21 protein-coding genes are annotated in these 24293 nt (G+C 68.1%); 15 read left to right on the forward strand and 6 right to left on the reverse strand.

Annotated features, from left to right (window positions below):
• Positions 1–4 precede the first annotated feature (4 nt).
• Positions 5–796: a class I SAM-dependent methyltransferase gene (locus tag ACNJ7E_RS33035; RefSeq protein WP_418341889.1), complete on the forward strand. Its 792-nt coding sequence runs from the start codon at positions 5–7 to the stop codon at positions 794–796.
• Here the strand turns inward: ACNJ7E_RS33035 and rfbB are convergent.
• Positions 786–1790 carry a dTDP-glucose 4,6-dehydratase gene (gene rfbB / locus ACNJ7E_RS33040; RefSeq protein WP_418341890.1) on the reverse strand — a complete coding sequence of 335 codons (1005 nt, stop codon included), beginning with the start codon at positions 1788–1790 and terminating at the stop codon, positions 786–788. The two genes, ACNJ7E_RS33035 and rfbB, sit on opposite strands and share 11 nt — an antisense overlap.
• 63 nt (positions 1791–1853) lie before the next feature.
• On the opposite strand from rfbB, the gene rfbA reads away from it, so the two are divergent.
• From rfbA to ACNJ7E_RS33070, 6 genes are all read left to right on the forward strand, one after another.
• Complete coding sequence (rfbA, locus tag ACNJ7E_RS33045) at positions 1854–2729, forward strand: glucose-1-phosphate thymidylyltransferase RfbA (protein WP_418341891.1); 876 nt, start codon at positions 1854–1856, stop codon at positions 2727–2729.
• Position 2730: 1 nt separating this feature from the next.
• Positions 2731–3318, forward strand: a complete 588-nt coding sequence (locus ACNJ7E_RS33050; RefSeq protein WP_280781860.1) for a dTDP-4-dehydrorhamnose 3,5-epimerase family protein — start codon at positions 2731–2733, stop codon at positions 3316–3318.
• A gap of 57 nt (positions 3319–3375) precedes the next feature.
• Positions 3376–3882: an SRPBCC family protein gene (locus ACNJ7E_RS33055; RefSeq protein ID WP_011596589.1), complete on the forward strand. Its 507-nt coding sequence runs from the start codon at positions 3376–3378 to the stop codon at positions 3880–3882.
• Positions 3883–3904: 22 nt separating this feature from the next.
• Positions 3905–4714: an enoyl-CoA hydratase gene (locus ACNJ7E_RS33060; RefSeq protein WP_105414011.1), complete on the forward strand. Its 810-nt coding sequence runs from the start codon at positions 3905–3907 to the stop codon at positions 4712–4714.
• Between the two features lie 84 nt (positions 4715–4798).
• Positions 4799–5206 (forward strand): TIGR03618 family F420-dependent PPOX class oxidoreductase, encoded by a 408-nt coding sequence (locus ACNJ7E_RS33065; protein WP_105414012.1) that lies wholly within the window; start codon positions 4799–4801, stop codon positions 5204–5206.
• A 28-nt stretch (positions 5207–5234) separates the two neighbouring features.
• Positions 5235–6311 (forward strand): S1C family serine protease, encoded by a 1077-nt coding sequence (locus tag ACNJ7E_RS33070; RefSeq protein WP_418341892.1) that lies wholly within the window; start codon positions 5235–5237, stop codon positions 6309–6311.
• Here the strand turns inward: ACNJ7E_RS33070 and ACNJ7E_RS33075 are convergent, their stop codons facing one another.
• From ACNJ7E_RS33075 to ACNJ7E_RS33085, 3 genes are all read right to left on the reverse strand, one after another.
• Positions 6312–7349, reverse strand: a complete 1038-nt coding sequence (locus ACNJ7E_RS33075) for an alpha/beta hydrolase (protein WP_105414014.1) — start codon at positions 7347–7349, stop codon at positions 6312–6314. It abuts the gene before it with no gap.
• 170 nt (positions 7350–7519) lie between these two features.
• A complete protein-coding gene (locus ACNJ7E_RS33080; RefSeq protein ID WP_418341893.1) occupies positions 7520–8428 on the reverse strand; it encodes a PIN domain-containing protein in 909 nt (302 codons plus the stop codon).
• 122 nt (positions 8429–8550) lie between these two features.
• Positions 8551–9027 (reverse strand): GtrA family protein, encoded by a 477-nt coding sequence (locus tag ACNJ7E_RS33085; protein WP_009477153.1) that lies wholly within the window; start codon positions 9025–9027, stop codon positions 8551–8553.
• Positions 9028–9125: 98 nt separating this feature from the next.
• Here ACNJ7E_RS33085 and dprE1 point away from each other — a divergent pair, with 98 nt between their 5' ends.
• The 4 genes from dprE1 to ACNJ7E_RS33105 all read left to right on the forward strand — a co-directional run bounded on the left by dprE1 (position 9126) and on the right by ACNJ7E_RS33105 (position 13611).
• Positions 9126–10559 carry a decaprenylphosphoryl-beta-D-ribose oxidase gene (gene dprE1 / locus ACNJ7E_RS33090; RefSeq protein ID WP_005253221.1) on the forward strand — a complete coding sequence of 478 codons (1434 nt, stop codon included), beginning with the start codon at positions 9126–9128 and terminating at the stop codon, positions 10557–10559.
• Positions 10559–11320 (forward strand): decaprenylphospho-beta-D-erythro-pentofuranosid-2-ulose 2-reductase, encoded by a 762-nt coding sequence (gene dprE2, locus ACNJ7E_RS33095; RefSeq protein ID WP_005248822.1) that lies wholly within the window; start codon positions 10559–10561, stop codon positions 11318–11320. Before dprE1 ends, dprE2 begins: the two co-directional genes overlap by 1 nt.
• 11 nt (positions 11321–11331) lie before the next feature.
• Positions 11332–13224, forward strand: a complete 1893-nt coding sequence (locus ACNJ7E_RS33100) for a galactan 5-O-arabinofuranosyltransferase (RefSeq protein ID WP_418341894.1) — start codon at positions 11332–11334, stop codon at positions 13222–13224.
• Between the two features lie 111 nt (positions 13225–13335).
• Complete coding sequence (locus ACNJ7E_RS33105) at positions 13336–13611, forward strand: hypothetical protein (protein WP_280781867.1); 276 nt, start codon at positions 13336–13338, stop codon at positions 13609–13611.
• Here the strand turns inward: ACNJ7E_RS33105 and ACNJ7E_RS33110 are convergent.
• On the reverse strand, positions 13608–14309 hold the full coding sequence (locus ACNJ7E_RS33110) for an MspA family porin (RefSeq protein ID WP_280781868.1): 702 nt from the start codon (positions 14307–14309) through the stop codon (positions 13608–13610). The genes ACNJ7E_RS33105 and ACNJ7E_RS33110 overlap by 4 nt on opposite strands.
• 214 nt (positions 14310–14523) lie before the next feature.
• Here ACNJ7E_RS33110 and ACNJ7E_RS33115 point away from each other — a divergent pair, with 214 nt between their 5' ends.
• Entirely contained in the window at positions 14524–16314 is a 1791-nt protein-coding gene (locus ACNJ7E_RS33115) for a glycosyltransferase family protein (RefSeq protein ID WP_418341895.1), read from the forward strand.
• Between the two features lie 7 nt (positions 16315–16321).
• On the opposite strand, the gene map is transcribed toward ACNJ7E_RS33115, so the two are convergent.
• A complete protein-coding gene (gene map / locus ACNJ7E_RS33120; protein WP_418341896.1) occupies positions 16322–17086 on the reverse strand; it encodes a type I methionyl aminopeptidase in 765 nt (254 codons plus the stop codon).
• A gap of 54 nt (positions 17087–17140) precedes the next feature.
• Here map and ACNJ7E_RS33125 point away from each other — a divergent pair, with 54 nt between their 5' ends.
• The 3 genes from ACNJ7E_RS33125 (at position 17141) to ACNJ7E_RS33135 (ending at position 24087) form a co-directional block, all read left to right on the forward strand.
• Complete coding sequence (locus tag ACNJ7E_RS33125; protein ID WP_418341897.1) at positions 17141–17401, forward strand: helix-turn-helix domain-containing protein; 261 nt, start codon at positions 17141–17143, stop codon at positions 17399–17401.
• Between the two features lie 59 nt (positions 17402–17460).
• Complete coding sequence (locus ACNJ7E_RS33130) at positions 17461–20697, forward strand: arabinosyltransferase domain-containing protein (protein ID WP_418341898.1); 3237 nt, start codon at positions 17461–17463, stop codon at positions 20695–20697.
• Between the two features lie 66 nt (positions 20698–20763).
• Entirely contained in the window at positions 20764–24087 is a 3324-nt protein-coding gene (locus ACNJ7E_RS33135; protein WP_280781872.1) for an arabinosyltransferase domain-containing protein, read from the forward strand.
• Positions 24088–24293: the final 206 nt, after the last annotated feature.

Raw genomic sequence — 24293 nt, forward strand, 5'->3', positions numbered from 1 at the left:
CGCGATGACGGACGCCTGGGAGATCGATCCCGCGTACGAGCGCTACATCGGCCGCTGGAGCCGGCCGGTCGCGACGCAGTTCCTACGGTGGCTGGCCGCCGGCCCGGGCGGCGCATGGTGCGACGTGGGTTGCGGGACGGGCGCCCTCGCCCACACCGTTCTCCGCACGGCGGATCCGGCCCGGGTGGTCGGCGTCGAACCGTCGCAGCCCTTCGCGGCGGCGGCTCGGGCCGGCACGGACGATCCCCGCTTCGACGTCCGGTCTGGCACCGCCGAATCCATCCCCGCCGAGGACGGCGAGTTCGACCGCGTGGTGTCCGGGCTCGTCCTCAATTTCGTTCCCCATCCGATCGACGGGCTCGCCGCGATGCGCCGAGTCACGCGCACCGGCGGGACGGTCGCCGGGTACGTGTGGGACTACGCCGAGGGAATGCAGATGATTCGCGCGTTCTGGGACGCCGCCCGCGAACTCGACGAGAAGGCCGCGGACCTCGACGAGGGCGTCCGCTTCCCGCTCTGCCGGCCGCAGCCTCTCCGCGACGCACTGTCCACCGCGGGGCTGGCCGCGGTGGAGGTGCACCCGCTCGACGTGCCCACCGTGTTCGCCGACTTCGACGATTTCTGGCGGCCGTTTCTGGGCGGGCAGGGACCGGCGCCCGGATACTGCGCGTCCCTGCCCGCCTTACGTCGAGACGAGCTTCGCGACCTGCTCGATGCCCGCTCGAGGCGCGACGACGCAGGCCGCATCGCACTGACCGCGAGAGCGTGGGCGTTCCGCGGAACCGTCAGCCGATGACGGATTCCGTGGCCGCGTACGCCTTCTCCGCGGATTCCTTCTGCGCCCGCCACCACGACTCGTTGTCGCGGTACCACCGCACGGTGGCCTCGAGCCCGCTGCGGAAATCCTTGTATTGCGGCGTCCAGCCCAGTTCGGTGCGCAGCCGCGTCGAATCGATCGCGTAGCGCAGGTCGTGGCCCGGGCGGTCGGTGACGAAGTCGAGGTCGTCGGCGTCGCGGCCGAACAGTTCGAGCAGCGTTCCGACGACGGTCCGGTTGTCGACCTCGCCGTCCGCGCCGATCAGATACGTCTGACCGAGACTCCCCTTCTCCAGGATCGTCCAGACGGCCGCGTTGTGGTCGTCGACGTGGATCCAGTCGCGCACGTTCTTACCGCTGCCGTACAGGCGGGGGCGCACCCCGTCGATCAGGTTGGTGATCTGGCGCGGAATGAACTTCTCGACGTGCTGGTACGGGCCGTAGTTGTTGGAACAGTTCGACAGGGTGGCCCGCACCCCGAACGACCGCGCCCAGGCCCGCACCAGCAGGTCGCTGGACGCCTTGGTGGCCGAGTACGGGCTCGACGGGTTGTACGGGGTCGACTCGGTGAAACGCTCGGGGTCGTCCAGTTCGAGGTCGCCGTACACCTCGTCGGTGGAGATGTGGTGATACCGGACGTCGTGGGCGCGGACGGCCTGCAACAGCGAGAACGTGCCCATCACGTTCGTCTGCACGAACGGCGTCGGGTCGGCCAGCGAATTGTCGTTGTGCGATTCCGCGGCGAAGTGGACCACCGCGTCCGAGTCCGCGACCAGACGGTCCACCAGCGCGAAATCCGCCACATCGCCGTGCACGAACTCGATGCGGTCGGCCACCGGGTCGAGCGACCGCCGGTTGCCGGCGTACGTCAGCGCGTCGAGCACCGTCACCTGCGCGTCCGGGCGCTCGGCGACCGTCTGGTGCACGAAATTCGCACCGATGAACCCGGCGCCGCCTGTCACGAGAAGCCTCATGTGCACCCACCCTAGTGGCGCGCCCGAGTTTCTATCCGACGCGAACACTGGAACACTGCGCACATGCGCGGAATCATCCTGGCAGGCGGTACCGGGTCCCGGTTGCACCCGATCACTCTCGGAGTGAGCAAGCAACTGGTCCCGGTCTACGACAAGCCGATGATCTACTACCCGCTCTCCACCCTGATGCTGGCCAACATCCGGGACATCCTCGTCATCACCACCCCGCACGACGCGGAGCAGTTCCGCCGGCTCCTCGGCGACGGCTCCCAGTTCGGGGTGAACCTCACGTACAAGGTGCAGGAGGAACCGAACGGCCTGGCGCAGGCGTTCGTGCTCGGCGCCGACCACATCGGCAACGAGTCCGTGTCCCTCGTCCTCGGCGACAACATCTTCTACGGCCCCGGACTCGGTTCCCGGCTGAACCGCTTCGAGAACATCGACGGCGGCGCCGTGTTCGCCTACTGGGTATCCGATCCCAGTTCCTATGGTGTGGTCGAATTCGACGACACGGGCCGGGCGATGTCGATCGAGGAGAAGCCTGCCACCCCGAAGTCGAACTTCTCGATCCCCGGACTGTATTTCTACGACAACGACGTCGTGTCGATCGCGCGCGACCTGAGCCCGTCGGACCGCGGCGAGTACGAGATCACCGACGTCAACCAGGCGTACCTGCAGGCCGGACGGCTACAGGTCGAGGTGCTTCCCCGCGGAACCGCCTGGCTCGACACCGGCACCGTCGATTCGCTGCTCGAGGCGGCGAACTTCGTGCGCACGCTCGAACACCGGCAGGGGCTGAAGATCGGCGTCCCGGAAGAGGTCGCGTGGCGCCGCGGGTTCATCACCGACGCCGAATTGTGCGCCCGCGCCGACACTCTCGGAAAGTCCGGATACGGCGACTATCTCCTCGAACTTCTCGAACGCGGCAAGGACTGGTGACGTGGAGTATCGGGAACTGAAGGTTCCGGGCGCCTGGGAGATCACCCCGCGGCAGTTCGGCGACGACCGCGGCGTGTTCCTCGAATGGTTCAAGGGCTCGGAGTTCGAGGCCGCCGTCGGGCACAGCCTCGAACTCGCGCAGGCCAACTGCTCGGTGTCCGCCGCCGGTGTCCTGCGCGGCATCCACTTCACCGACAACCCGCCCGGGCAGGCGAAATACGTCACCTGCGTCAAGGGTGCGTTCCTCGACGTCATCGTCGACCTGCGCGTCGGGTCGCCGATGTTCGGGCAGTGGGATTCGGTGCTCATCGACGACGTCGACCGCCGCGCGGTCTACCTTCCGGCCGGTGTCGGCCACGCGATCCTGTCCCTCGAGGACGCGTCGACCGTGATGTACCTGTGCTCGATCGAGTACACCCCCGCCCTCGACCACGACCTCCACCCACTCGATCCCGAACTGGGAATCGATTGGCCCACGGTGGGCCGGGACGGCAGCCCGCTGACGTTCCAGCTGTCCGAGAAGGATTCGGCCGCACCGTCTCTGAAGCAGGCCCTGGACGCCGGAGTGCTGCCCACCTACCCCATGTGAGTGTTTTTGCGTGCCCGCGCACTCGATGGCACTCACATGGGGTGGCAGGATGCGGACATGACAACTGACACCGGCGAGCGGTTGGAGGTCCGGCGGGCTGTCGCCGCGGACCCGGCGACGATCTTCGGCCTCCTCTGCGATCCCGCGGGACACGTGGCGATCGACAGTTCCGGGATGCTGATGTCCGCGGAAGGGGACCGCGTCACGGCGGCGGGCGACACGTTCGTCGTGCACATGGACCGCGACGCGTTGAACGACTTCGACCTCGGTCTCTACGACGTGACGGTCACGATCGAGACGTTCGTGCCCGACCGGGAGATCTCCTGGAAGGTCCTCGGGCAGATCCGGCCGCAGATCGGGCACGTGTACGGCTACCGGCTCGAGCCGATCGACGAGGGAACGATGGTGACGTCGTTCTACGACTGGTCGTCCATCGACCCGGTGTGGCGCGAGTCCGGGATCTTCCCGGTGATTTCCGAGAACGCCCTGCGCGCGACGCTGGGCATCCTCGCGCGCACGGTCGCCCCCGGGCGTCCGCGACCACAAATCGATCCACAGAATTGAAACGTGTTCTAGTATCGAGGGCGTGAACTTCGTCGTCGTCGACCACCCCCGGCCGGGCATCGCCCTGGTAACGCTCAACCGCCCGGAACGCATGAATGCGATGGCGTTCGACGTGATGATCCCGTTCCGCGACGCGCTGGAGAAGATCAGCAACGACAACGCGGTGCGCGCGGTGGTGATCACCGGTGCGGGCCGCGGCTTCTGCTCCGGCGCCGACCAGAGGTCGGCGGGCACGCTCCCCCACGTCGACGGCCTCACCCCGCCGACCGTCGCCCTGCGGGCCATGGAGATGCTCGACAACGTGGTGCTCTCGCTCCGCCGGATGCACCAGCCGGTGATCAGCGCGGTCAACGGCGCGGCCATCGGCGGCGGCCTGTGCCTGGCGCTCGCCTCCGACATCCGGATCGCGGCGGACGACGCCTACTTCCGGGCGGCGGGCATCAACAACGGCCTGACCGCGAGCGAGCTGGGCCTGAGCTACCTGCTGCCCCGGGCGATCGGTTCGTCCCGGGCGTTCGAGATCATGCTGTCCGGTCGCGACGTGCACGCCGACGAGGCCGAGCGGATCGGACTCGTGTCGCGATGCGTGCCCGGCGAGGACCTCCTGGACGAATGCTTCGACCTCGCCGAGCGCATGTCGCGGTTCTCCCGGCCGGGCCTGGAACTGACGAAGCGCACGCTGTGGTCCGGGCTCGACGCCGCCTCACTCGAAGCCCACATCCACCAGGAGGGTCTCGGGCAGCTGCTGGTGCGGCTGCTGACCGACAACTTCGAGGAGGCCACCGCCGCGCGGAAGGACAAGCGCGAACCCCGGTTCCGGGACCGGCGCTAGGCCGCCTGCCCCGTGCGGGGTTGACGAGGGCCGAGACTCGTCAACCACGCACAGGGCCGAAGGCCTTCGGAGTATCTTTCGGACATGTCGAAGCCACCTCTGACACCGAAAGCCGCCGAGATGTTCGCTCGGCCCAATTACGCCACCATCGCCTGCGTCCGACCCGACGGCCAGCCCGTGTCCGTGGCCACCTGGTACCTGTTCGAAGACGGCAGGGTGCTGGTCAACATGGACGCCGAGCGTCGACGCCTGGACTACCTGCGCGGCGACCCCCGCGTCAGCCTCACCGCGATGGACCCCGACGACTGGATCACCCACGTCAGCGTCCAGGGCCGGGTGGCCGAGTTCGTGGACGACGAAGAACTCGCCGACATCGACCGCCTCGCGACGCATTACACCGGCAAGCCGTACCCCGTCCGCGACCGCAAACGGGTCAGCGCCTGGATCGAGATCGACACCTGGCACGGCTGGGGATCGCTGAAACAGTCCTGAACCGACTCCGCGACGACGACAACCGGGCATGACGACCCCCCGCGTCGCAACGGTCCTCGCCGTGGCCACGGCGGTGATCGGCAGCCTGCTGCTGAGCGCACCACCGGTCCGCGAACCGGGGACGCCCGCGGCGACGGTCGCTCAGCCCGCAGCGCCTCCTCCGCCGCCGCCCGTGGTCCTGACCCCGGAGGAGGTCGAGGCCAGGGCGATCCCGGCGATCGTCACCCTCGTCGCGGATTCGGGCCTCGTCGAAACCGCGGGAACGGGGATCGTGCTCACCCCCGACGGCGTCGTCCTCACCAACCATCACGTGATCGACGGCGCCCTCGACATCAGCGCGGTGAGCCTGGGCAACGGTGCGGAGTACGTCGCGGACGTCCTCGGGTACGACAGTTCCCGCGACGTCGCGGTACTCCGCCTCCAGGGCGCGGGCGACCTCCCGGTGGCGACCCTCGCGAAGGACACCACCATCGGAATCGGCGACCCGGTTACCGCGGTGGGTAACGCGGAGGGAGGCGGGGTTCCGGTGGCGGCCCGCGGGTTCGTGACCGACGTCGAGCAGACGATCACCGCCCGCAGTTCCACCGACGGTTCCCGGAACCGGCTGAACGGGCTGATCCAGATCGACGCGGCCGTACGTCCCGGCGACTCCGGCGGCCCCCTCGTCGACGCCACCGCCGCCGTCATCGGCGTCAACACCGCGGGCAACGCCGACTCCGACCCCACGAAACCCGCTCCCATTCAGCCGAGATCGTATGCGGTGCCCATCGACATCGCGATGACGATCGTCGATCAGGTCCGCGCCGGAACCACGTCCGCCACCGTGCACATCGGCGACACCCCTCTCCTCGGGATCAGCGTCACCGACGACGATCGGGGCGCCGAAGTGCTCTGGGTCAGCATCGGCACCCCCGCCGACGACGCCGGCATCGAGATCGGAGACGTCATCACCGAATTCGACGGAACACCCGTCCGGTCCTCGGACGATCTCAGCAAACGCATGATCGCGCGGCACCCCGGCGACGAGGTCGCGGTGCGCTGGTTCGACGAGAGCGGACAACAGCGATCGACGACGATCGTGCTCGAGAAAGGCCCGCCGCGGTAGTCAAGCGGTCTTGTCCCGGGCGACACCGTCGTCCGGTCGCACGCGTGTCGTGACGAAACGCGCGATACGCCGAAGCACCGCACGGCTTTCCGGCAGACCGGGCCACAACGCCGGGAACGCGTGCACCTGGCCGTCCCAGATCTGCAGCGTCGTCGGAACACCCGCAGCGCTCAGCCGATACGCCATCAGCTCCGAATCCGACCTCAGCACCTCACCTTCCGCAGCGACCAGCAGCGCAGGCGGCAGACCCTCGAGAGTCCCGTTCACGGGCGACAGCGCGGGGTCGAGCACGCCGTCCACCTCGCCGCCGAGCTTGCCGATGGTGACGAGCGCCTCCACGGGCGCGAACACGTCGCGGGCGGCATTGGCGTGCACCAGCTTGTCTGCGCAGTCCAGGTCCAGCAGCGGCGACAGTCCGACCAGGCCGGCGGGCAGATCGACGCCCTCCTCGCGGGCCTTCAGCGCGGTCGCGAAGACGAGGAACCCGCCGGCCGAGTCGCCGGCGAACACCGTCCCGCCCGCGCGGGCTCCGTTCTCCAGCAACCACTTGTACGCCGTCAGGCAGTCGTCGACCGAACCGCTGATGTTCGTGTCAGGCAGTTGCCGGTAGCCGACGTGCATCACCGGCAGCCCGGTCAGCTTCGCGATCGTCGCGACCACCGGCCGATGCGTGTTCAGCCCGCAACACAGAAACCCGCCGCCGTGCAGGTAGAGGACTACACCGTCACCCAGATCCGGAGACACCCCCGGCGCGCGCACGATCTCCGCGTCGAATCCGGGCAGTCGCACCTTCTGTCGGCGAATTCCGGACGCGGGACGGATCCCCGCCGCCAAGTCCAGCAACGCGGCCCTGCGAATCGCCGATTCGTTGATCGGGGCCATCCGCACCACAGGCCGGAGAAACCACCTGCACGCCTGGTAGAGAACCTGGGATTCGATACTCGGCCCCGCCAGCCTCGCCCCCGAACGGTACTGGACGATCGGTGTCCCGCTCCGCTGCTGCGCGGACGGCTTGCGGTCGTTCGGCACAGATTTCATGCCTTCTCCCCTGGTCGCCGGTACCCGTCGCCGTTGACGGATACGTAACTTCAACCTTGGAGTACCCGCCGCGGTCGTGTGTCACTCATGGTGGCTTCGGCCCCAAGTCGTTATCCCCTTTGCCCGAATCGTTATCGCAGGCGTGGCAAGTGGGCCATCGAGGGGTCGACTCAGCCGAAATCGAGCTCGTCGAGCTCGTCCACCACGGTGACCTTGCGCTTTCGTCCGCCCATCATCCTGCCGATGCCGCGACGCCCGCCGGCGTCCGCGTTGCCCGAGGGCAGGATCCGCTGCGGCGCCACCCGGGGTCGTGCCACGTGCACGGGGGGAAGCGTCGCGGCCGGGGGTTCCACGGTGTCGGGAGTCGCTACGGGTGCCCGGGGCGGGAGGGGAGGCCGGGGCGGGAGCGGAGCCGGCACCGCGATCGCGGGCGGCGGCGGCAGGACCGGTTCGAAGACCCGCTCGCGGCGAGGCACGTCCGTGTCCCGGAGATCGACGTCGTCGAGATCGACCACCCACCGCACCCGGTTCTCGAGGCCGCGGTCCTGCAGCTCGGCCCAGATCTCGTCGTGCCACGTCGAGGGTTCGCCGCTGCCGAACGCCCGGGAGTTCGCACTGACCCACACCACGTCCTCGGACGGGCGGCGATCGGCGATGTCCAGGACCGTCAGCCAGTTCACCGTGGCGGTGTAGCCGTACCGCTTCTTGTCCACGTACGGGCGACGACGCTGCAACTCGCGACCGGCGATGTCGAGGTGCGATACGTGGGCCGGCTCGATCACGTCGCAGCCCATCGCCTCCAGCTGCCGGGCGAGCGAGTCGACGTACCCGTCGGCCTTGGCCCGGGCGGCGTCCACGAAGACCGACAGGTCCTCCCGGAGCCCGAGCCGGTCGTACATCCGCGCCTGGACGGTCAGGGCGTCGATCATGGCGACGGATTCCCGCTGGTACCGGTGCGCTACCTCGACGAGGACGAGGCGGGGAACGAGCACCCGGCTGCCGTGGTCGAGGGCGTCGCGGACGAACGTCTCGAAGCGCGCGTCTCGTGTGACGGCCGAGGTGTCGAGAACAATCAGCATTGATCGATTCTCACCGAACACGCCTGCCGCGCCAGAGAAGTTGCTGAGTCGTTACCGAAACACCCGGATCGGGGTCATCGCAGCACCCATCGGGGCATTGCCGTGTGGTTGCCCGGCAGGCCCTAGTGGATCTTGAAGATCACCGCGCGCTGCACGACGAAATTGATAACCGTCGCCGTGCCCTGGGCGATGACGAACGCAAGCGGCAGACGCCACCATTCGTCGGGGAAAGCGTGATACATCACCCAGTTGAGGCCCACCTGCACGGCGAACGTGACCGCGTAGAGGATGACGACGGCCACGAAGCGGGCACGGCTCGGTTCGGCCTTGAACGTCCACCGGCGGTTGATCAGGTACGCGGTGGTGGTGCCCGCGATGAAGCTGATCGACTTCGCCACGTTCACGGGGAGCCCGACCACTTCGAACAGCAGGACGTACAGTCCGAAGTCGACGATCGCCGACAATCCGCCGGTCAGGACGAAACGGATGATCTGCGTCTTCAGGTCCAGTGCGTCGTCCGCGATGTTCTCGGTGACGGGGATCTCGACGGGGAGCGGAACGTGCGGTTCGTGCTCGTGACTCGGCTGGGTTTCTGACACGACGACGAGGCTAGCGCCCCGTGAGTACTTGTCGACCGCGTGCGGTGGATAAGCACGCACGGGCCCGCGGGGCCGGCCTCCGGGTACCCTCTACCTCGATGTCCACGACAGCAGAAGAGACGCCCACCCAGGCGCTCCCCACACAGACCCGCACCCTCACCGGCTGGGGACGCACCGCGCCCACCACCGCGCAGGTGCTGTCCACTCCCGACGTGGAAGTGATCGCGCGAGCGGTCGCCCAGGTCGCGGAGCAGAACGAGTCGAAGCCCGCTCACCTGCAGCGTGGGGTGATCGCCCGCGGCCTCGGCCGCTCCTACGGCGACCCGGCGCAGAACGCCGGTGGCCTGGTCATCGACATGAATGCGCTGAACCGGATCCACCGCATCGACCGCGACACCCACCTGGTGGAGGTCGACGCCGGCGTCAACCTGGACCAGCTGATGAAGGCGGCCCTGCCGTTCGGTCTGTGGGTTCCGGTGCTGCCGGGCACCCGGCAGGTCACCATCGGCGGCGCGATCGGCTCCGACATCCACGGCAAGAACCATCACAGCGCCGGCAGCTTCGGCAACCATGTGGTGTCGCTGGACCTGCTCACCGCCGACGGCAAGGTGCGCACACTGACGCCGAAGGGCGGCCGCAACGACCCCAAGGGCGCGCTGTTCTGGGCGACGATCGGCGGCATGGGCCTGACGGGCATCATCCTCAAGGCGACCATCAAGATGACGCCCACCGAGACGGCGTACTTCATCGCCGACGGCGACGTCACCCAGACGCTCGACGAGACCATCGCGCTGCACAGTGACGGCAGCGAATCCAACTACGAGTACTCGAGCGCCTGGTTCGACGCCATCGCGGCGCCGCCGAAGCTGGGTCGCGCGGCGATCTCCCGCGGTTCGCTCGCGAAGCTCGACCAGTTGCCGGCCAAGCTGCAGAAGAACCCCCTCGCGTTCGATGCCCCGCAGCTGCTGACGTTCCCGGACGTCTTCCCGAACGGCCTCGCCAACAAGTTCAACTTCTCGATGATCGGCGAGCTGTGGTTCCGAAAGTCCGGCACCTACCGGGACAAGGTTCAGAACTTGACGCAGTTCTACCACCCGCTCGACATGTTCGGTGAGTGGAACCGCGCCTACGGATCCAACGGGTTCCTGCAGTACCAGTTCGTGGTGCCGACCACCGCGGTCGAGGAATTCAAGGCCATCATTCGCGACATCCAGAAGTCGGGGCACTACTCGTTCCTCAATGTGTTCAAGCTGTTCGGCGAGGGCAACCAGGCCCCGCTGAGCTTCCCGATCCCGGGCTGGAACATCTGTGTCGACTTCCGCATCAAGCCCGGCCTGAACGAGTTCGTCACCGAACTCGACAAGCGGGTCCTGAAGTTCGGCGGCCGCCTCTACACGGCCAAGGACTCGCGGACCACCGCCGAGACCTTCCACGCCATGTACCCGCGGATCGACGAGTGGATCGCCACCCGCCGCAAGTACGACCCCACCAATGTCTTCGCCTCCGATATGTCCAGAAGGTTGGAACTCTAGTGATCAACGCTGTCGGGAACCCCCAGACACTGCTGCTGCTCGGTGGCACCTCCGAGATCGGTCTCGCGATCTGCGAGGAGTACCTGAAGAAGGCGCCGATGCGGGTGATCCTCGCCGCGCTGCCGGGTGATCCCGGTCGCGATGCCGCCGTCGCCCAGTTGAAAGCGGCCGGCGCCAACGCCGTCGACGTCATCGACTTCGACGCCGTCGACACCGAGAGCCACCCGAAGGTCATCGACGAGGCGTGGGCGAAGAGCGACGTCGACGTCGCCATCGTCGCGTTCGGCCTGCTCGGCGACGCCGAGGAACTGTGGCAGAACCAGCGCAAGGCCGTCCAGATCGCCGAGGTCAACTACACGGCCGCGGTGTCGGTGGGCGTGCTCGTGGGCGAGAAGATGAAGGCACAGGGCTTCGGCCAGATCATCGCCATGTCGTCCGCCGCGGGCGAGCGCGTGCGCCGCTCCAACTTCGTGTACGGATCCACCAAGGCCGGACTCGACGGCTTCTACCTCGGACTCGGTGAGGCGCTGCGCGAGTTCGGTCCGCGCGTCCTCGTCATCCGTCCCGGCCAGGTCCGCACCCGCATGTCCGCGGACGTGAAGGAAGCCCCGCTCACCGTGAACAAGGAAGACGTGGCCAAGCTCGCCGTCACGTCGGCGGAGAAGGGCAAGGATCTCGTGTGGGCGCCGGGCGCCTTCCGCTACGTGATGATGATCCTGCGGCACATCCCGCGACCGATCTTCAAGAAGCTGCCCATCTAAGCTTCGCCCTCGTGACGGAAGCAGACGTAGCACCGGCCCGACGGTCCCTGTCGACAGCTGTCGAAATGCTGCTGGGGGCCGTCGTGGCCGCAGTGGTGGCGGCGGTCGGACTGTTCGCGTTCGCGCGGGTGCAGTGGCCGGCGTTCAACTCGTCCAACGTGACCCAGGCCGTCACCACGGTCGGCCAGGTCGTGGCCATCGCAGGTATCGCGGTGTCCGTCCTGCTCGTACGACTGCACCGGGCCCCGCGGTTCGCCCGGCTGCTGTCGTGGGCGAGCCTGTCCGGGTTCGTGACCGTCACCCTCGGTCTGCCTCTCGCAGCCACCAAGCTCTACCTGCACGGCGTCTCCGTCGACCAGGAGTTCCGCACCGAGTACCTCACGCGGCTGACCGACTCGGCGGCGTTGCGCGACATGACATATGCCGACCTGCCGCCGTACTACCCGGCCGGCTGGTTCTGGGTGGGCGGGCGCGTCGCCAACCTCCTCGGCATGGACGGCTGGGAAGCCTTCAAGCCGTACGCCATCGGATCACTCGCCGTCGCAGCCGTCGTGGCACTGGTGTTGTGGAGCAACCTGATCCGCCACTACCTGGCCATCGTCGTGTCCCTCGCGACCACGGCACTCGTCCTGGCCTACGGATCACCCGAACCGTACGGCGCCGTCATCACCCTGCTGATCGGTCCCGCACTAGTCCTCGCCTGGGGCGGGCTGAACCGCGTCGACGGGCGCGGCGGCTGGGGCGCCGTGATCGGCACCGGACTGTTCCTCGGCCTCGCCGCTACGTTCTACACGCTGTATCTCGGGCTCGCCGCCTTCGCGATCACCCTGCTCGCACTGCTCGCCGCGACCCTGCGGATACGCGCCCGGAAGTCGTGGCGGGCGGCGATCGATCCGCTGGTCCGGCTGATCGTGATCGCCGCCGTGTCCGGCCTTCTCGCACTGACGGTCTGGTTGCCGTATCTGCTGAAGGTCGTGGGCGGTTCGCCCGCGGCGTCGGGAACAGCGCTGCACTATCTGCCCGAGGCAGGCGCACATCTGCCACTGCCGATGATCCACTTCTCCCTCACCGGGGCACTGTGCCTGCTCGGCACCATCTGGCTCGTCGCCCGCGCGTCGACGTCGCGGCGCGCGCAGGCACTCGGCATCGGGGTGGTGGCCATCTACCTGTGGTCGCTGCTGTCGATGGCGGTCACCGTGCTCGGCAGCACCCTCCTCTCGTTCCGACTCGAGCCTGTGCTGATCGTCCTGCTCGGCGCAGCAGGTGTCTTCGGATTCGTCGAATTCGCAGGCTGGCTCGTGCTCGCGACCAGCGACAACCCGCGGGTCAAGGGGGCGGTCCTGGTGATCGGCGTGCTGGGCGCGCTGTCGTTCGTCCAGAACATCCCCAAGTTCCTCGACTCCGACATCGCCGTCGCCTACACCGACACCGACGGCAACGGTGAACGCGCCGACCAGCGCCCACCCGGCGCCGCCGCTCACTACGCGGCAGTCGACGAGCTGATCCAGGCGCAGGTCCCCCGCGACCGCGACGACACGGTCGTCCTCACCGCCGACACCAGTTTCCTCAGCTTCTACCCCTACCTCGGGTTCCAGGCGCTGACGTCGCACTACTCGAATCCCCTGGCGGACTTCGCCGGACGCGCCGGGACCATCGCGGACTGGAGCGAACTCGAGACGCCCGACCAGCTGGTGACCGCACTCGACGCGGCGCCGTGGCGCGCCCCCGACGCGTTCGTGTTCCGCCAGGGCCCCGACGGGTACACCTTGCGGCTCGCCGAGGACGTGTATCCCAACGATCCCAACGTGCGCCGCTACACCGTCACGTTCCCGAAAGAACTGTTCGACGACCCCCGATTCACGGTGTCGGAGACCGGGCCGTTCGTGGTCGTCACAAGAAACTGATCGGTCTGTTCACGTTTATCTCGCCACCTCGCGGGAACCCCGCAGCCAATCAGGGAGGCGGGTATTTCCCGCGCCCCGAGGGGAATTGTCGGGTCGTCGCGAGGAGCGGTCATGCCGGATGCAGTGGAGCCTCGACGTGCCGATAGCGGTGCCGAAGACTATCTCCTCGGCACCGCCGGCGGTGAGGTGGTCGTGCATGCCGGACTCGCCGTGACGATCGGAGCGATCGTCGGTGTCTACGCCGGGCACTGGGCGCTTTTCGTAATCGCCTTGCTCGGCGCCGCCGTATGGATCACAGGCGACGCCGTCGTCCATGTCAGTCGACAAAGGTCGCCGGACATCAGTCCGGCGACCCCTGTCAGGCACCCTGTCGGGCGGGCTGCCTAGTTGAGCTTCTGCGGCACACCGTAAGTCATCACGGTGTCACCGTTCTCCGTCACGGCCATTGCGTACGGACGGATGGTGACCGGCCCGATAGCACCGGAGATGGAGCCATGAACTCCCTGCATCCTGACCACAGCGGCCGATCCGTCGAACTCCTGACCCTCGAGGATCGGAACGGTGGTGATTCCACCGGGCTCCAGGTCGATGTCGAGTTCCTGCGACGGAATGATGTCACCGGCGAGTTCGACGTTCGTCCCGGCATTCAGACCCAGCGAGAGCTCCGGGAGGAGTCCCAGGTCGATTCCGTTGCTCGACCCGATCGCGAACCCGAGTCCGGGCGTGTTCAGGACAATCGTCGCGCCGGCCAGTGCGACCGGGTAACCGATCTGATAGCCGACGGTGAGCTGAGTTCCCTCGAACTCTTCCGCGTTCGGCCCGGTGATGGCGACCCCGGCGTAGCCGTTGTGGAAGAACTCCACGCTGGTGGGTACGCCGTCCAGCGGCGGAACTGTCTGATACTGCGTGTCGCCCTGCACGACTTCGATGCGATTTCCCTGTGCATCGATCACGGAACTGGAATTGTCCACGCCGGCCGACGCGGTGCCATTGCCCATGACCATGGCGAGCGCGGCGATGCCAGCGACTGCCACCGAGCGTGTAAACCGTTTGTACCCAAATCGAGATGTGCTGATGTCCGTCATGCCGACCCCATTCAGAGTGCACTGCAACCGATACGAAAAAGCATGCTGAGCGTAACCAGTGGGGCAGGAGAATATCCCTGTATTGATCAGAAGTTCACAAATCAACTTGTTGTGATACACGCAACAATCACGCGATCGCAACCCAGGAAGCTCTCAGCGACCTCCGGTACCCTCGGTCGATTGACATCGACCCGAGAACCGGAGGCGCAGCTGCGTGACTGAGATACTCACCCAGGTCGAGACCACTCGGCAGGCAGAGAGCACCAGCACCACTGCTCGCCCTCTCCGCTCCCGTCTCCGGCCACACCCGGCCGATGTCGCGGCGGTCGTCTTCTACGTCGGCCTCGCGGCATTCGTGTTGGCCCGCCAGTGGAAACACCTCGGGACCGGCTATCTGGTGCGCAGCGGCCAGGACCAGACGATGTGGGAGTGGTTCTTCGCGGTCGCCGCACGCTCACTGGTCCATCTCGACAATCCGCTCTCCAGCGACCTGCAGAACTACCCGCTGGGCGTCAATCTCATGGGCAACACGGCGATGTTCGGCATCAGCATTCCGCTGGCGCCGGTCACGCTGTTGTTCGGACCGAACGTCACCTTCACTCTCGCGCTCACACTTGGCCTGTCGGGCACGGCAATTGCCTGGTATTGGGTGTTTTCGCGGCATGTCGTGTCGTCGCGACTCGCGGCCGCCGTCGGCGGTGGTCTGTGCGGTTTCGCCCCCGCCCTGATCTCGCACACCAACGGGCACCCCAACTTCGTCGCCCTGTTCCTGTTGCCCTTCATCGCGCTGGCCGTGATCAGGCTGGGCAGCGGTGCGCGCCCGGTGCGCGACGGCATCGTCCTCGGCTTGCTGATCGCCTATCAGATCTTCCTCGGCGAAGAACCTCTGCTTATCTACGCGCTGGCGTTCGCGGTTTTCGGTGCCGCCTTCGCGGCGTCGCGTCCGCGCGCGGCATTCGCGGCGGTCACGCGCAGCATCAAGGGTTTCGCGATTGCCGGCGGCGTCGCGCTGGCGATCGCCGCCGTGCCCCTGTGGTGGCAGTTCTTCGGGCCCGACAGCTACCGGGCGATCGAACACGGCCCCGTCGGCAACGACACCGAAGCGTTCACCAGCTTTCCGACGTCCTCGCTGGCAGGCGAGCCCGGGTCCGCCGAGTTCAGCATGAACGCCACCGAGGAGAACGCGTATTTCGGCTGGCCCCTGCTGATCCTCCTCGGCCTGTCGGCTCTGTGGCTGTGGCGCATGCCGCTGGCTCGCGCCGCGGCCGCGACCGTCGCAGTGATGGGCGTCCTGTCGCTCGGAACTTCGCTGACGATCGGTGGCTGGGACACCGGAATTCCCCTGCCGTGGAAGCTGATCTCACACCTGCCGCTTCTCGAATCCGTACTCGAATCGCGCTTCGCGATGGGCTGCCTGCCCGCCGCCGCCCTGCTGCTCGCGCTGGGCACCGACCGCGCCCTGGCGTCCGCCCGCGAGGGCCAGCGGACCACCACCCTGCTGTGGGTCGGCTGGCTCGCGGTGGCGCTGCTTCCGCTGGCGCCCACGCCGCTCGCCGTCGTCCAACGCGACACCGCACCGAGTTTCTTCGCCGACGGCACGTGGCGGGAGTACGTCACCGACGGCTCCGTCGTCACGGTGCCGCTTCCCTCCCCGGAGAACGCGCGGATGCTGCGCTGGCAGACCGAGCAGGATCTCGCATTCCCCATCGCCGGTGGGTATTTCGTCGGACCGGCCGGCAGCGAGGACAGGGGTAAGTACGGTCCCGACGACCGCCCCACCGCCCTACTGCTCGCGTCCGCGCAGTCGTCCGGCCAGGTGCCTGCCATCGACGAGGCCACGGAAGCCCAGGCACTGGCGGACCTGAAATTCTGGAACGCCGACGTCCTGGTCCTGCCGCACACCCAGAACGATCGCGTTCTGCGCGAGACGGTCCAGCAGCTCGTCGGGGCACCCGCGAAGCCGGTCGACGGCGTGTGGGTGTGGGACGTGCGAGCACTGACGTAGGAAAGTTCTACCGCGTCAACACTTCCGGTCCGTCCTCACCGATGGCGACGGTGTGCTCGCTGTGCGCGGCACGGGCGCCCGTCGCCGTGCGGAGCGTCCAGCCGTCGGCCTCGTGCCGGTAGTCGTCGGTGCCGTCGGCGATGAGCATGGGTTCGATCGCGATCACCATCCCGGGACGCAACAGCATCCCCTTCCCGACGCGACCCTCGTTGGGCACGTGCGGATCTTCGTGCATCTGCCTGCCGATGCCGTGCCCGCCGTGGTCGGCGAGCATCCCGTACCCCGCGCCGCGCGCGAACAGTCCGATGGCGGCACCGATGTCTCCCAACCGGTTTCCCGGCCGGGCGGCCACAATACCGTGCGCGAGAGCGGCTTCGGTAGCCTCGACGAGGGCGATGTCGGCCGGGTCGGCCGTTCCGACGACGAAACTCACGGCGGCGTCCCCGCACCAGCCGGCGAGCCTGGCGCCACAGTCGATGCTGACGAGGTCACCGTCGCGGAGTCGGTACTCGCCGGGAATGCCGTGCACCACCGCATCGTTCACGCTCGCGCAGATGACCCCGGGAAACGGGCTGGGCGCCCAGCTCGGGTGATAGTTCAGGAACACGGGCTCCGCCCCCGCGTCGCGGATCACCGTCGCGGCCACCGCATCGAGGCCCTGGAGTGTCACCCCGATCGCGGCCGCCTCGCGCACTGCGGCCAGGGCGTCGGCCACCACCCGGCCCGCCGCGCGCATCGCCTGCACCTCGGCCGCCGACTTCAACTCGACCACGGCTCACCCTCCACGTCGGAATCCAATTTCTATACCGGTATTACTATATGGCACATGGTGCGTGTGCCGTTGACAGCAGAGGAACTCGAACGCGGGCAGAGGCTGGGTGAGCTGCTGCGATCCGCGCGGGGAGACATGAGCATGGTCACGGTCGCACTCGACGCGGGCATCTCAGTCGAAACCCTGCGCAAGATCGAGACCGGACGCATCGCCACACCCGCGTTCTTCACGATCGCCGCGGTCGCCCGGGTTCTGGACCTCTCCCTCGACGACCTCGCCGCGGTCGTGACCTTCGGTCCCGTGAGTACTTCTTAACCGCCGCGCGTTAACAAGTACTCACGGGTGGCGGAGCCACCATCGCCTAACATCGTCCTGTGCCGTCCCAACCCCCGCCGCCTGACCTTCGGACCATCCGCACTTCCCGGCTCGTCGCGATCGTCACCGGCCTGATCGGGTTCGTGCTCGCGCTGGCCACCCCGTTCCTCCCGGTGAAGCAGGACGCCGCGTCGATCGACTGGCCGCAGGACGGCACCGTGAACAGCGTCGAGGCGCCACTGGTCTCGTACACACCGCTGGACATGCAGGTGACCGTGCCGTGCTCGGTGTTCACGCAACTCGGACCCGACGGCGGCACCGTCGTCTCCACCCTCCCGGATCGCGCGCCCGACTTCGAGAAGAACGGCCTCGTGGTGAAGGGCGGCGCCGGCGGCACGGTCGACGTCACGATTCGCGGCATCTCCCTGATCTCGGCGGACGCCGCGGATATCCAGGGCTGCAGCGCCCTCACCGTCACGTCCGACCACCAGCGGACGTCGGCGGAGATCACGGGCACCGCCGAACCCCTCGCCGGTTCCGTCGAGGGCGACCAGCGCCCGCAGATGGTCGGCCTGTTCACCGACCTGCAGGGGGCGGCGCCGGCAGGTTTGAACGTGCACGTCCACCCGGACTCCCGATTCTCGTCCAGCCCCACCCTGCTCAAACTGCTGGCGATGATCGTGTGCGTCCTCGCAACACTGACGTCGCTGTACGCGTTGCACCGTGTGGACGGCATCGACGGTCGCCGCGCGCGCCGCTTCCTGCCCGCGCACTGGTGGAAGTTCACCGGTGTCGACGCCGTGGTGATCGGGACGCTGCTGCTGTGGCACGTGGTCGGCGCCAACACCTCCGACGACGGTTATCTCCTCGGCATGGCGCGGGTGTCGGAGCATTCCGGCTACATGGCCAACTACTTCCGCTGGTTCGGTGTCCCCGAGGCGCCGTTCGGGTGGTCGTACGAACTCCTCGCGGCGCTGGCGAAGGTGAGCACGGCGAGCATGTGGATGAGACTGCCGACGCTCCTCGCCGCCCTGCTCTGCTGGATGGTGATCAGCCGGGAGGTCATTCCCCGCCTCGGTGTGGCCGTGCGGCGCAACAGAACTGCCCTCTGGACCGGCGGGCTGGTCTTCCTGGCGTTCTGGTTGCCGTACGACAACGGGCTGCGTCCCGAACCGGTCATCGCGCTCGGCGCCCTCCTCACGTGGTGTTCCATCGAGCGCGCCATCGCCACCGGACGACTCCTCCCCGGTGCCGTCGCCGTGCTCATCGCCGCGTTCTCTCTCGCGGCCGGACCGTCGGGCCTGATCTGCATCGCCGCCCTGATCGCCGGTGCGCGGCCGATCCTGCAGATCGTCATCGCGCGCGGCCACCGGGTGGGATTCGCGTCCCAGATCCTGCCGATCCTCGCCGCGGGAACCGTCGTGATGGTGGCCGTCTTCGCGGATCAGACATTGGCGACGGTGCTCGAGTCGACGCGGGTCCGCACCGCCCTCGGCCCCAACGTGGCCTGGTTCGACGAGCGGCTGCGCTGGGATTCGCTCATGGGGATCTCGCCGGACGGCTCGCTGGCCCGCCGCTTCGGCGTGTTCGTGATGCTGCTGTGCGTCGTGGTCTGCGTGATGCTGATCCTGCGCAAGGGGAAGGTGCCCGGGACCGCGATCGGACCGTCCCGCCGAATCCTCGGCATCGTGTTCGCGTCGCTGCTGCTGATGATGTTCACGCCCACCAAATGGACCCACCACTTCGGTGTGTACGCGGGTCTCGCCGGCTCCGTCGCGGTGCTCGCCGCGGTCGGGGTGGGAGCCGCGAGCATCCGCTCCAAACGGAACCGCACCCTGTTCGCCGCGGGTGTCCTGTTCATCCTCGCGGTCGCGTTCACCAGCTCCAACGGCTGGTGGTACGTGTCCAGCTACGGCGTCCCGTGGTGGGACAAGCCGCCGATGATCGCGGGCAAGGGCTTCTCCACGCTGTTCCTGGGCCTCACGGTCCTGACGCTGCTCCTCGCCGCCTGGTACCACGTCCGCGAACCGTACGAGAGCGGCAAGAAACCCAACGGCAAACGTGCCCGGATGCTGGCGCCGTCGCCGCTGACCGTCGCGGCCGGTGCCGTCGTCCTGTTCGAGGTGCTGTCGCTGCTGAAGGGGGCTGTCGCGCAGTACCCCGGGTACTCCATCGCGAAGGCCAACATCGAGTCGGTGACCGGCAACTCGTGCGCGCTCGCCGACGAGGTCCTCGTCGAGACCGACCCCACCGCCGCACTGCTGCAGCCGCTCACCCCGGTCACCGACCCGAACGGTGCAGGCGCGTTCGGCACGACGTCCGCGGAGGGCTTCACCCCCAACGGCATCGCCGACGACCTCACCGCCGACTCCGAGAAGATCGCCACCGGCGGCGCGAACACCGTCGACACCGAGACCGACGAGACGACGACGGGCACCAGCTCCGGCACCGGTGGCGGTACCGAGGCCACCGCCGGCGTCAACGGCAGCACCGTGACGCTGCCGTTCGGCCTCGACCCCGCCCGGACCCCGGTTCTCGGCAGCTACCAGCCGGGCGGGGATCAGACACCCGCCTCCCTCACCACCGGCTGGTACGGGCTGCCCGACCGCAGCGACGACGCACCGATCCTCACCCTCTCGGCCGCCGGGCGCATCCGGTCGGTCGACGCGGACGGCGTCGTCACCCCCGGTCAGAGTCTGAAGGTCTGGTACGGGGTCACCGGCCCCGACGGGTCCGTCACCGCGCTCGGCACCGTCGACCCGATCGACATCGGGCCGTCCCCGTCGTGGCGCAACCTGCGCGTGCCACTCGACCAGCTGCCCGCCGAGGCGAACACGGTCCGGCTCGTCGCGGACGACCCGGATACCGACCCCGGCCAGTGGCTGGCGGTCACACCGCCCCGGGTGCCGACGATGCAGACCCTGCAGACCGTCGTCGGCTCCAGCGACCCCGTGCTCCTCGACTGGGCCGTCGGGCTCGCTTTCCCCTGCCAGCGGCCCTTCGACCACCGCTACGGCGTCGCCGAGGTCCCGCAGTGGCGTGTTCTCCCCGACCGCATCGGCGCCGAGTCCACCAATGCCTGGCAGGACAAGTTCGGCGGCGGCCCGCTGGGCTGGACCGACCAGCTGTTGTCGGCGAGCACCATGGCCACCTACCTGTCCAACGACTGGGACCGCGACTGGGGCTCGCTCGAGCGGTACACACCGCTCGACGAGTCGGCGACGCCCGCGCGGGTCGAATCCGAACAGGTGACCAGGTCGGGTACCTGGTCGGCCGGACCGGTGCGTTACTACTAGAAGTGTCCCTACCCTCTGGTAGGCGGCAATATGCCTACTCAGGTTCCTGACATACCATCGACAACCGTGCCCGACGCTCTGACAACTTCCGTCTCCGACGCCGAATCCACTTCGCCACCTGCTCGCCAGGACCGGCGGAGTGAATACCGGACCGCTCGTCTGATCGCCATCGTCACCGGACTCATCGGGTTCGTGCTGGCAGTAGCCACCCCGTTCATGCCGGTGCAACAGACCACCGCAGCGGTGAACTGGCCGGAGAACGGCGTCGTCGGCGACCTCGAGGCACCGCTGATGTCGCAGGTCCCGGTCGATCTGTCGGCGGCGATCCCGTGTTCCGCCGTGGCCGGGCTCCCCCCGCAGGGCGGAATCCTGCTGGCCACCGCCCCCGCACAGGGCGAGGGTGCGGCACTGAATGCGATGTTCGTGCGGGTATCGGACAGGTCCGTCGACGTGCTCGACCGCAACGTCACCATCGCGACGGCGCCGCGCGAACAGGTGCAGTCGGGCGCCTGCACCGAGATCCGCATCACGTCGAACATCGACGCGACGTCCGCCGAATTCGTGGGTCTGACCACTCCGACCGGTGACCCGATCGCCGGTTCCCTCACCGGCGACCTCCGCCCGCAGGTGGTGGGCGTGTTCAGCGACCTCCGTGACGGGGCGGCGCCGGCAGGCCTGTCGTTCACGATGAACGTCGACTCCCGGTTCTCGTCGAGCCCCACGCTGATCAAGCTCGTCGCCATGATCGTGGCCCTCCTTGCCACGGCCGTCGCCCTGGTCGCCCTCGGCCGCCTCGACGGCACGGACGGGCGCGGGCACCGCAACTTCCTGCCGTCACACTGGTGGAAGTTCACCGGACTCGACACGATCGTCGTGGGCACGCTGGTGCTGTGGCACTTCATCGGCGCCAACACGTCCGACGACGGCTACCTGCTCACCATGGCCCGGGTCTCCGATCACGCCGGCTACATGGCCAACTACTTCCGCTGGTTCGGTGTCCCCGAGGCGCCGTTCGGCTGGTACTACGACGTCCTGGCCGCGATGGCGAAGATCTCGACGGCCAGCCCGTTCATGCGACTGCCCGCCCTCATCGCCGGCATCCTGTGCTGGATGGTGATCAGCCGGGAGGTCGCTCCGCGCCTCGGCCGGTCCGTCCGGCGCAACAAGGTCGCGCTGTGGACCGGCGGACTCGTCTTCCTCGCGTTCTGGCTGCCCTACAACAACGGACTGCGGCCCGAGCCCATCGTGGCGCTCGGCGCCCTGCTCACGTGGTGCTCCATCGAGCGTTCCATCGCGACCGGACGTCTCCTCCCCGCGGCTGTCGCCGTCCTGATCGGCGCGTTCACGCTCGCGGCCGCCCCGACGGGACTGATGTGTGTGGCGGCCCTGCTCGCCGGCGCACGTCCGCTCGTCCGGATCGTCGTCAAGCGCCACCGCCAGGTGGGGACACTGCCACTGCTGGCTCCGATCGCGGCCGCGGGCACGATCGTCCTGGTGGTCGTGTTCGCCGACCAGACCGTCGCCGCGGTGATGGAGGCCACCCGGGTCCGCACCCTGATCGGCCCGAACCTCGAGTGGTACAAGGATTTCCTGCGCTACTACTACCTCTTCGTCCCGACCGTCGACGGTTCCGTGGCTCGTCGTTTCGCGTTCCTGACGATGATTCTGTGTCTGCTGACGACGCTGTTCATCCTGTTGCGCCGCAAGCGGATCCCCGGCGCCGCCACCGGACCGTCGTGGCGTCTGCTCGGTGTCGTGTTCGGCACGATCTTCTTCATGATGTTCAACCCCACCAAGTGGACCCACCACTTCGGGGCGTACGCGGGCATCGCCGGTTCCCTGGCCGCACTCACCGCCGTCGCGGTGTCGGCGTCCGCGCTGCGGTCGCGCCGCAACCGCACGATCTTCCTCGCCGGCCTGCTCCTCATGCTGGCCCTGACGTTCGCGGGCATCAACGGCTACTGGTACGTCTCGAGTTACGGGGTGCCGTGGTTCGACAAGACCGTCTCCATCGGCGGCCGCCAGTCCAACACGTTCTTCCTCGTCCTGTTCGCGCTGGCCGTCGCGCTGGCCGCCTGGCAGTACCTGCGTGAGGGATTCGCGGCGCCACCCGCCCGCGCCAACACCGAGAAGGGCAGGCGGATCAGGAAATTCGCGGCCGCCCCGCTCACCGTCATCGCCGGCATCATGGTGCTGTTCGAGGTCCTCTCGCTCCTCAAGGGCGCCGTCTCCCAGTACCCGGCGTACTCGCTGGCACGCTCGAACTTCGACTCCCTCACCGGGCAGACGTGCGGACTCGCCGAGGACGTCCTCGTCGAAGGCGACACCAACGGCGGAAACCTCACACCCATCAACGATCCCGCGCAGCCGCTGGCGAACCCCGCCGACCCGCTCGGCGGAGCCGATCCCGTCGGCTTCTCCCCCAACGGGGTGCCGTCCGACCTGACCGCCGACTACGTCGAGGTCAAGCAGGGCATGGGCAACACCGACAACCAGAGCGTCGGGCCCAGCTTCGAGACCGGATCGAGCGCCGGAACCAGCGGCGGCACCGGCAACGTCGGCGTCAACGGCAGTACCGCCAAGCTGCCGTTCGGACTCGACCCCGGCACCACACCCGTCATGGGCAGCTACCAGGAAGGCGTGCAGGAACCGGCGACGCTGTCGTCCAGCTGGTACGCACTCCCCGAGCGCAGCGACGACGCCCCGCTGATCGTCATGTCCGCCGCGGGCCGCATCTGGTCGGTCGACTCGACCGGCGCCCTCACCTACGGTCAGTCACTGCTCCTCGAATACGGCAAGCGTCAGCCCGACGGCACCGTGCAGGCCCAGGGCACCTACCTGCCCAAGGACATCGGTCCCGCACCGTCGTGGCGCAACCTGCGCGTCCCGATCAGCGAACTGTCCCCCGACGCCGACTCCGTTCGGATCGTCGCCAACGATCCCAACCTCACCGGCGACCAGTGGCTGGCCTTCACCCCGCCGCGGGTTCCGAAGCTCGAGACCCTCAACTCGACGATCGGCAGCTCACAGCCGGTGCTGCTGGACTGGGCCGTCGGGCTGCAGTTCCCGTGCCAGCGTCCGTTCGACCACCAGTACGGTGTCGCGGAGATGCCGAACTACCGCATCCTCCCCGACCGCCCGCTGGCCGTCAGCTCGACCGACACCTGGCAGTCCCCGGAGAACGGTGGCCCCCTCGGCTTCACCGAACTGCTCGCCAGCGCCACGGCCATCCCCACCTACATGCGGGACGACTGGGGCCGCGACTGGGGCTCCCTCGAGCGCTTCGACCGGTATTACCCGGACGCCACCGCGGCCACGGTCGACACCGAGACCGCCACCCGCTCCGGACTGTGGAAGCCGGGCACCCTGCGGGTGTACAGCAGCCCATAGACCTGCCTGCCTGCCTGCGCCTGCTCTGCTTGCGTCGCCCGATGTGACACGCGTTCACTCTGACTGAACGAATGTCACATCGGGCGCCGCGCCGGGCGGTCCGAAACGGCGAGACAGCTCCGCCGCCCGCGGAGTTGTCCACAACCTTCCGTCCATCCACAGGGCGATTTCCGACGTGCGCTTTCCGGCGACGGTCCGATTCGCCC

The organism is Rhodococcus mengyinensis (genome assembly GCF_048381435.1).
In the GTDB taxonomy this organism is placed as follows: domain Bacteria; phylum Actinomycetota; class Actinomycetes; order Mycobacteriales; family Mycobacteriaceae; genus Rhodococcus_F; species Rhodococcus_F opacus_D.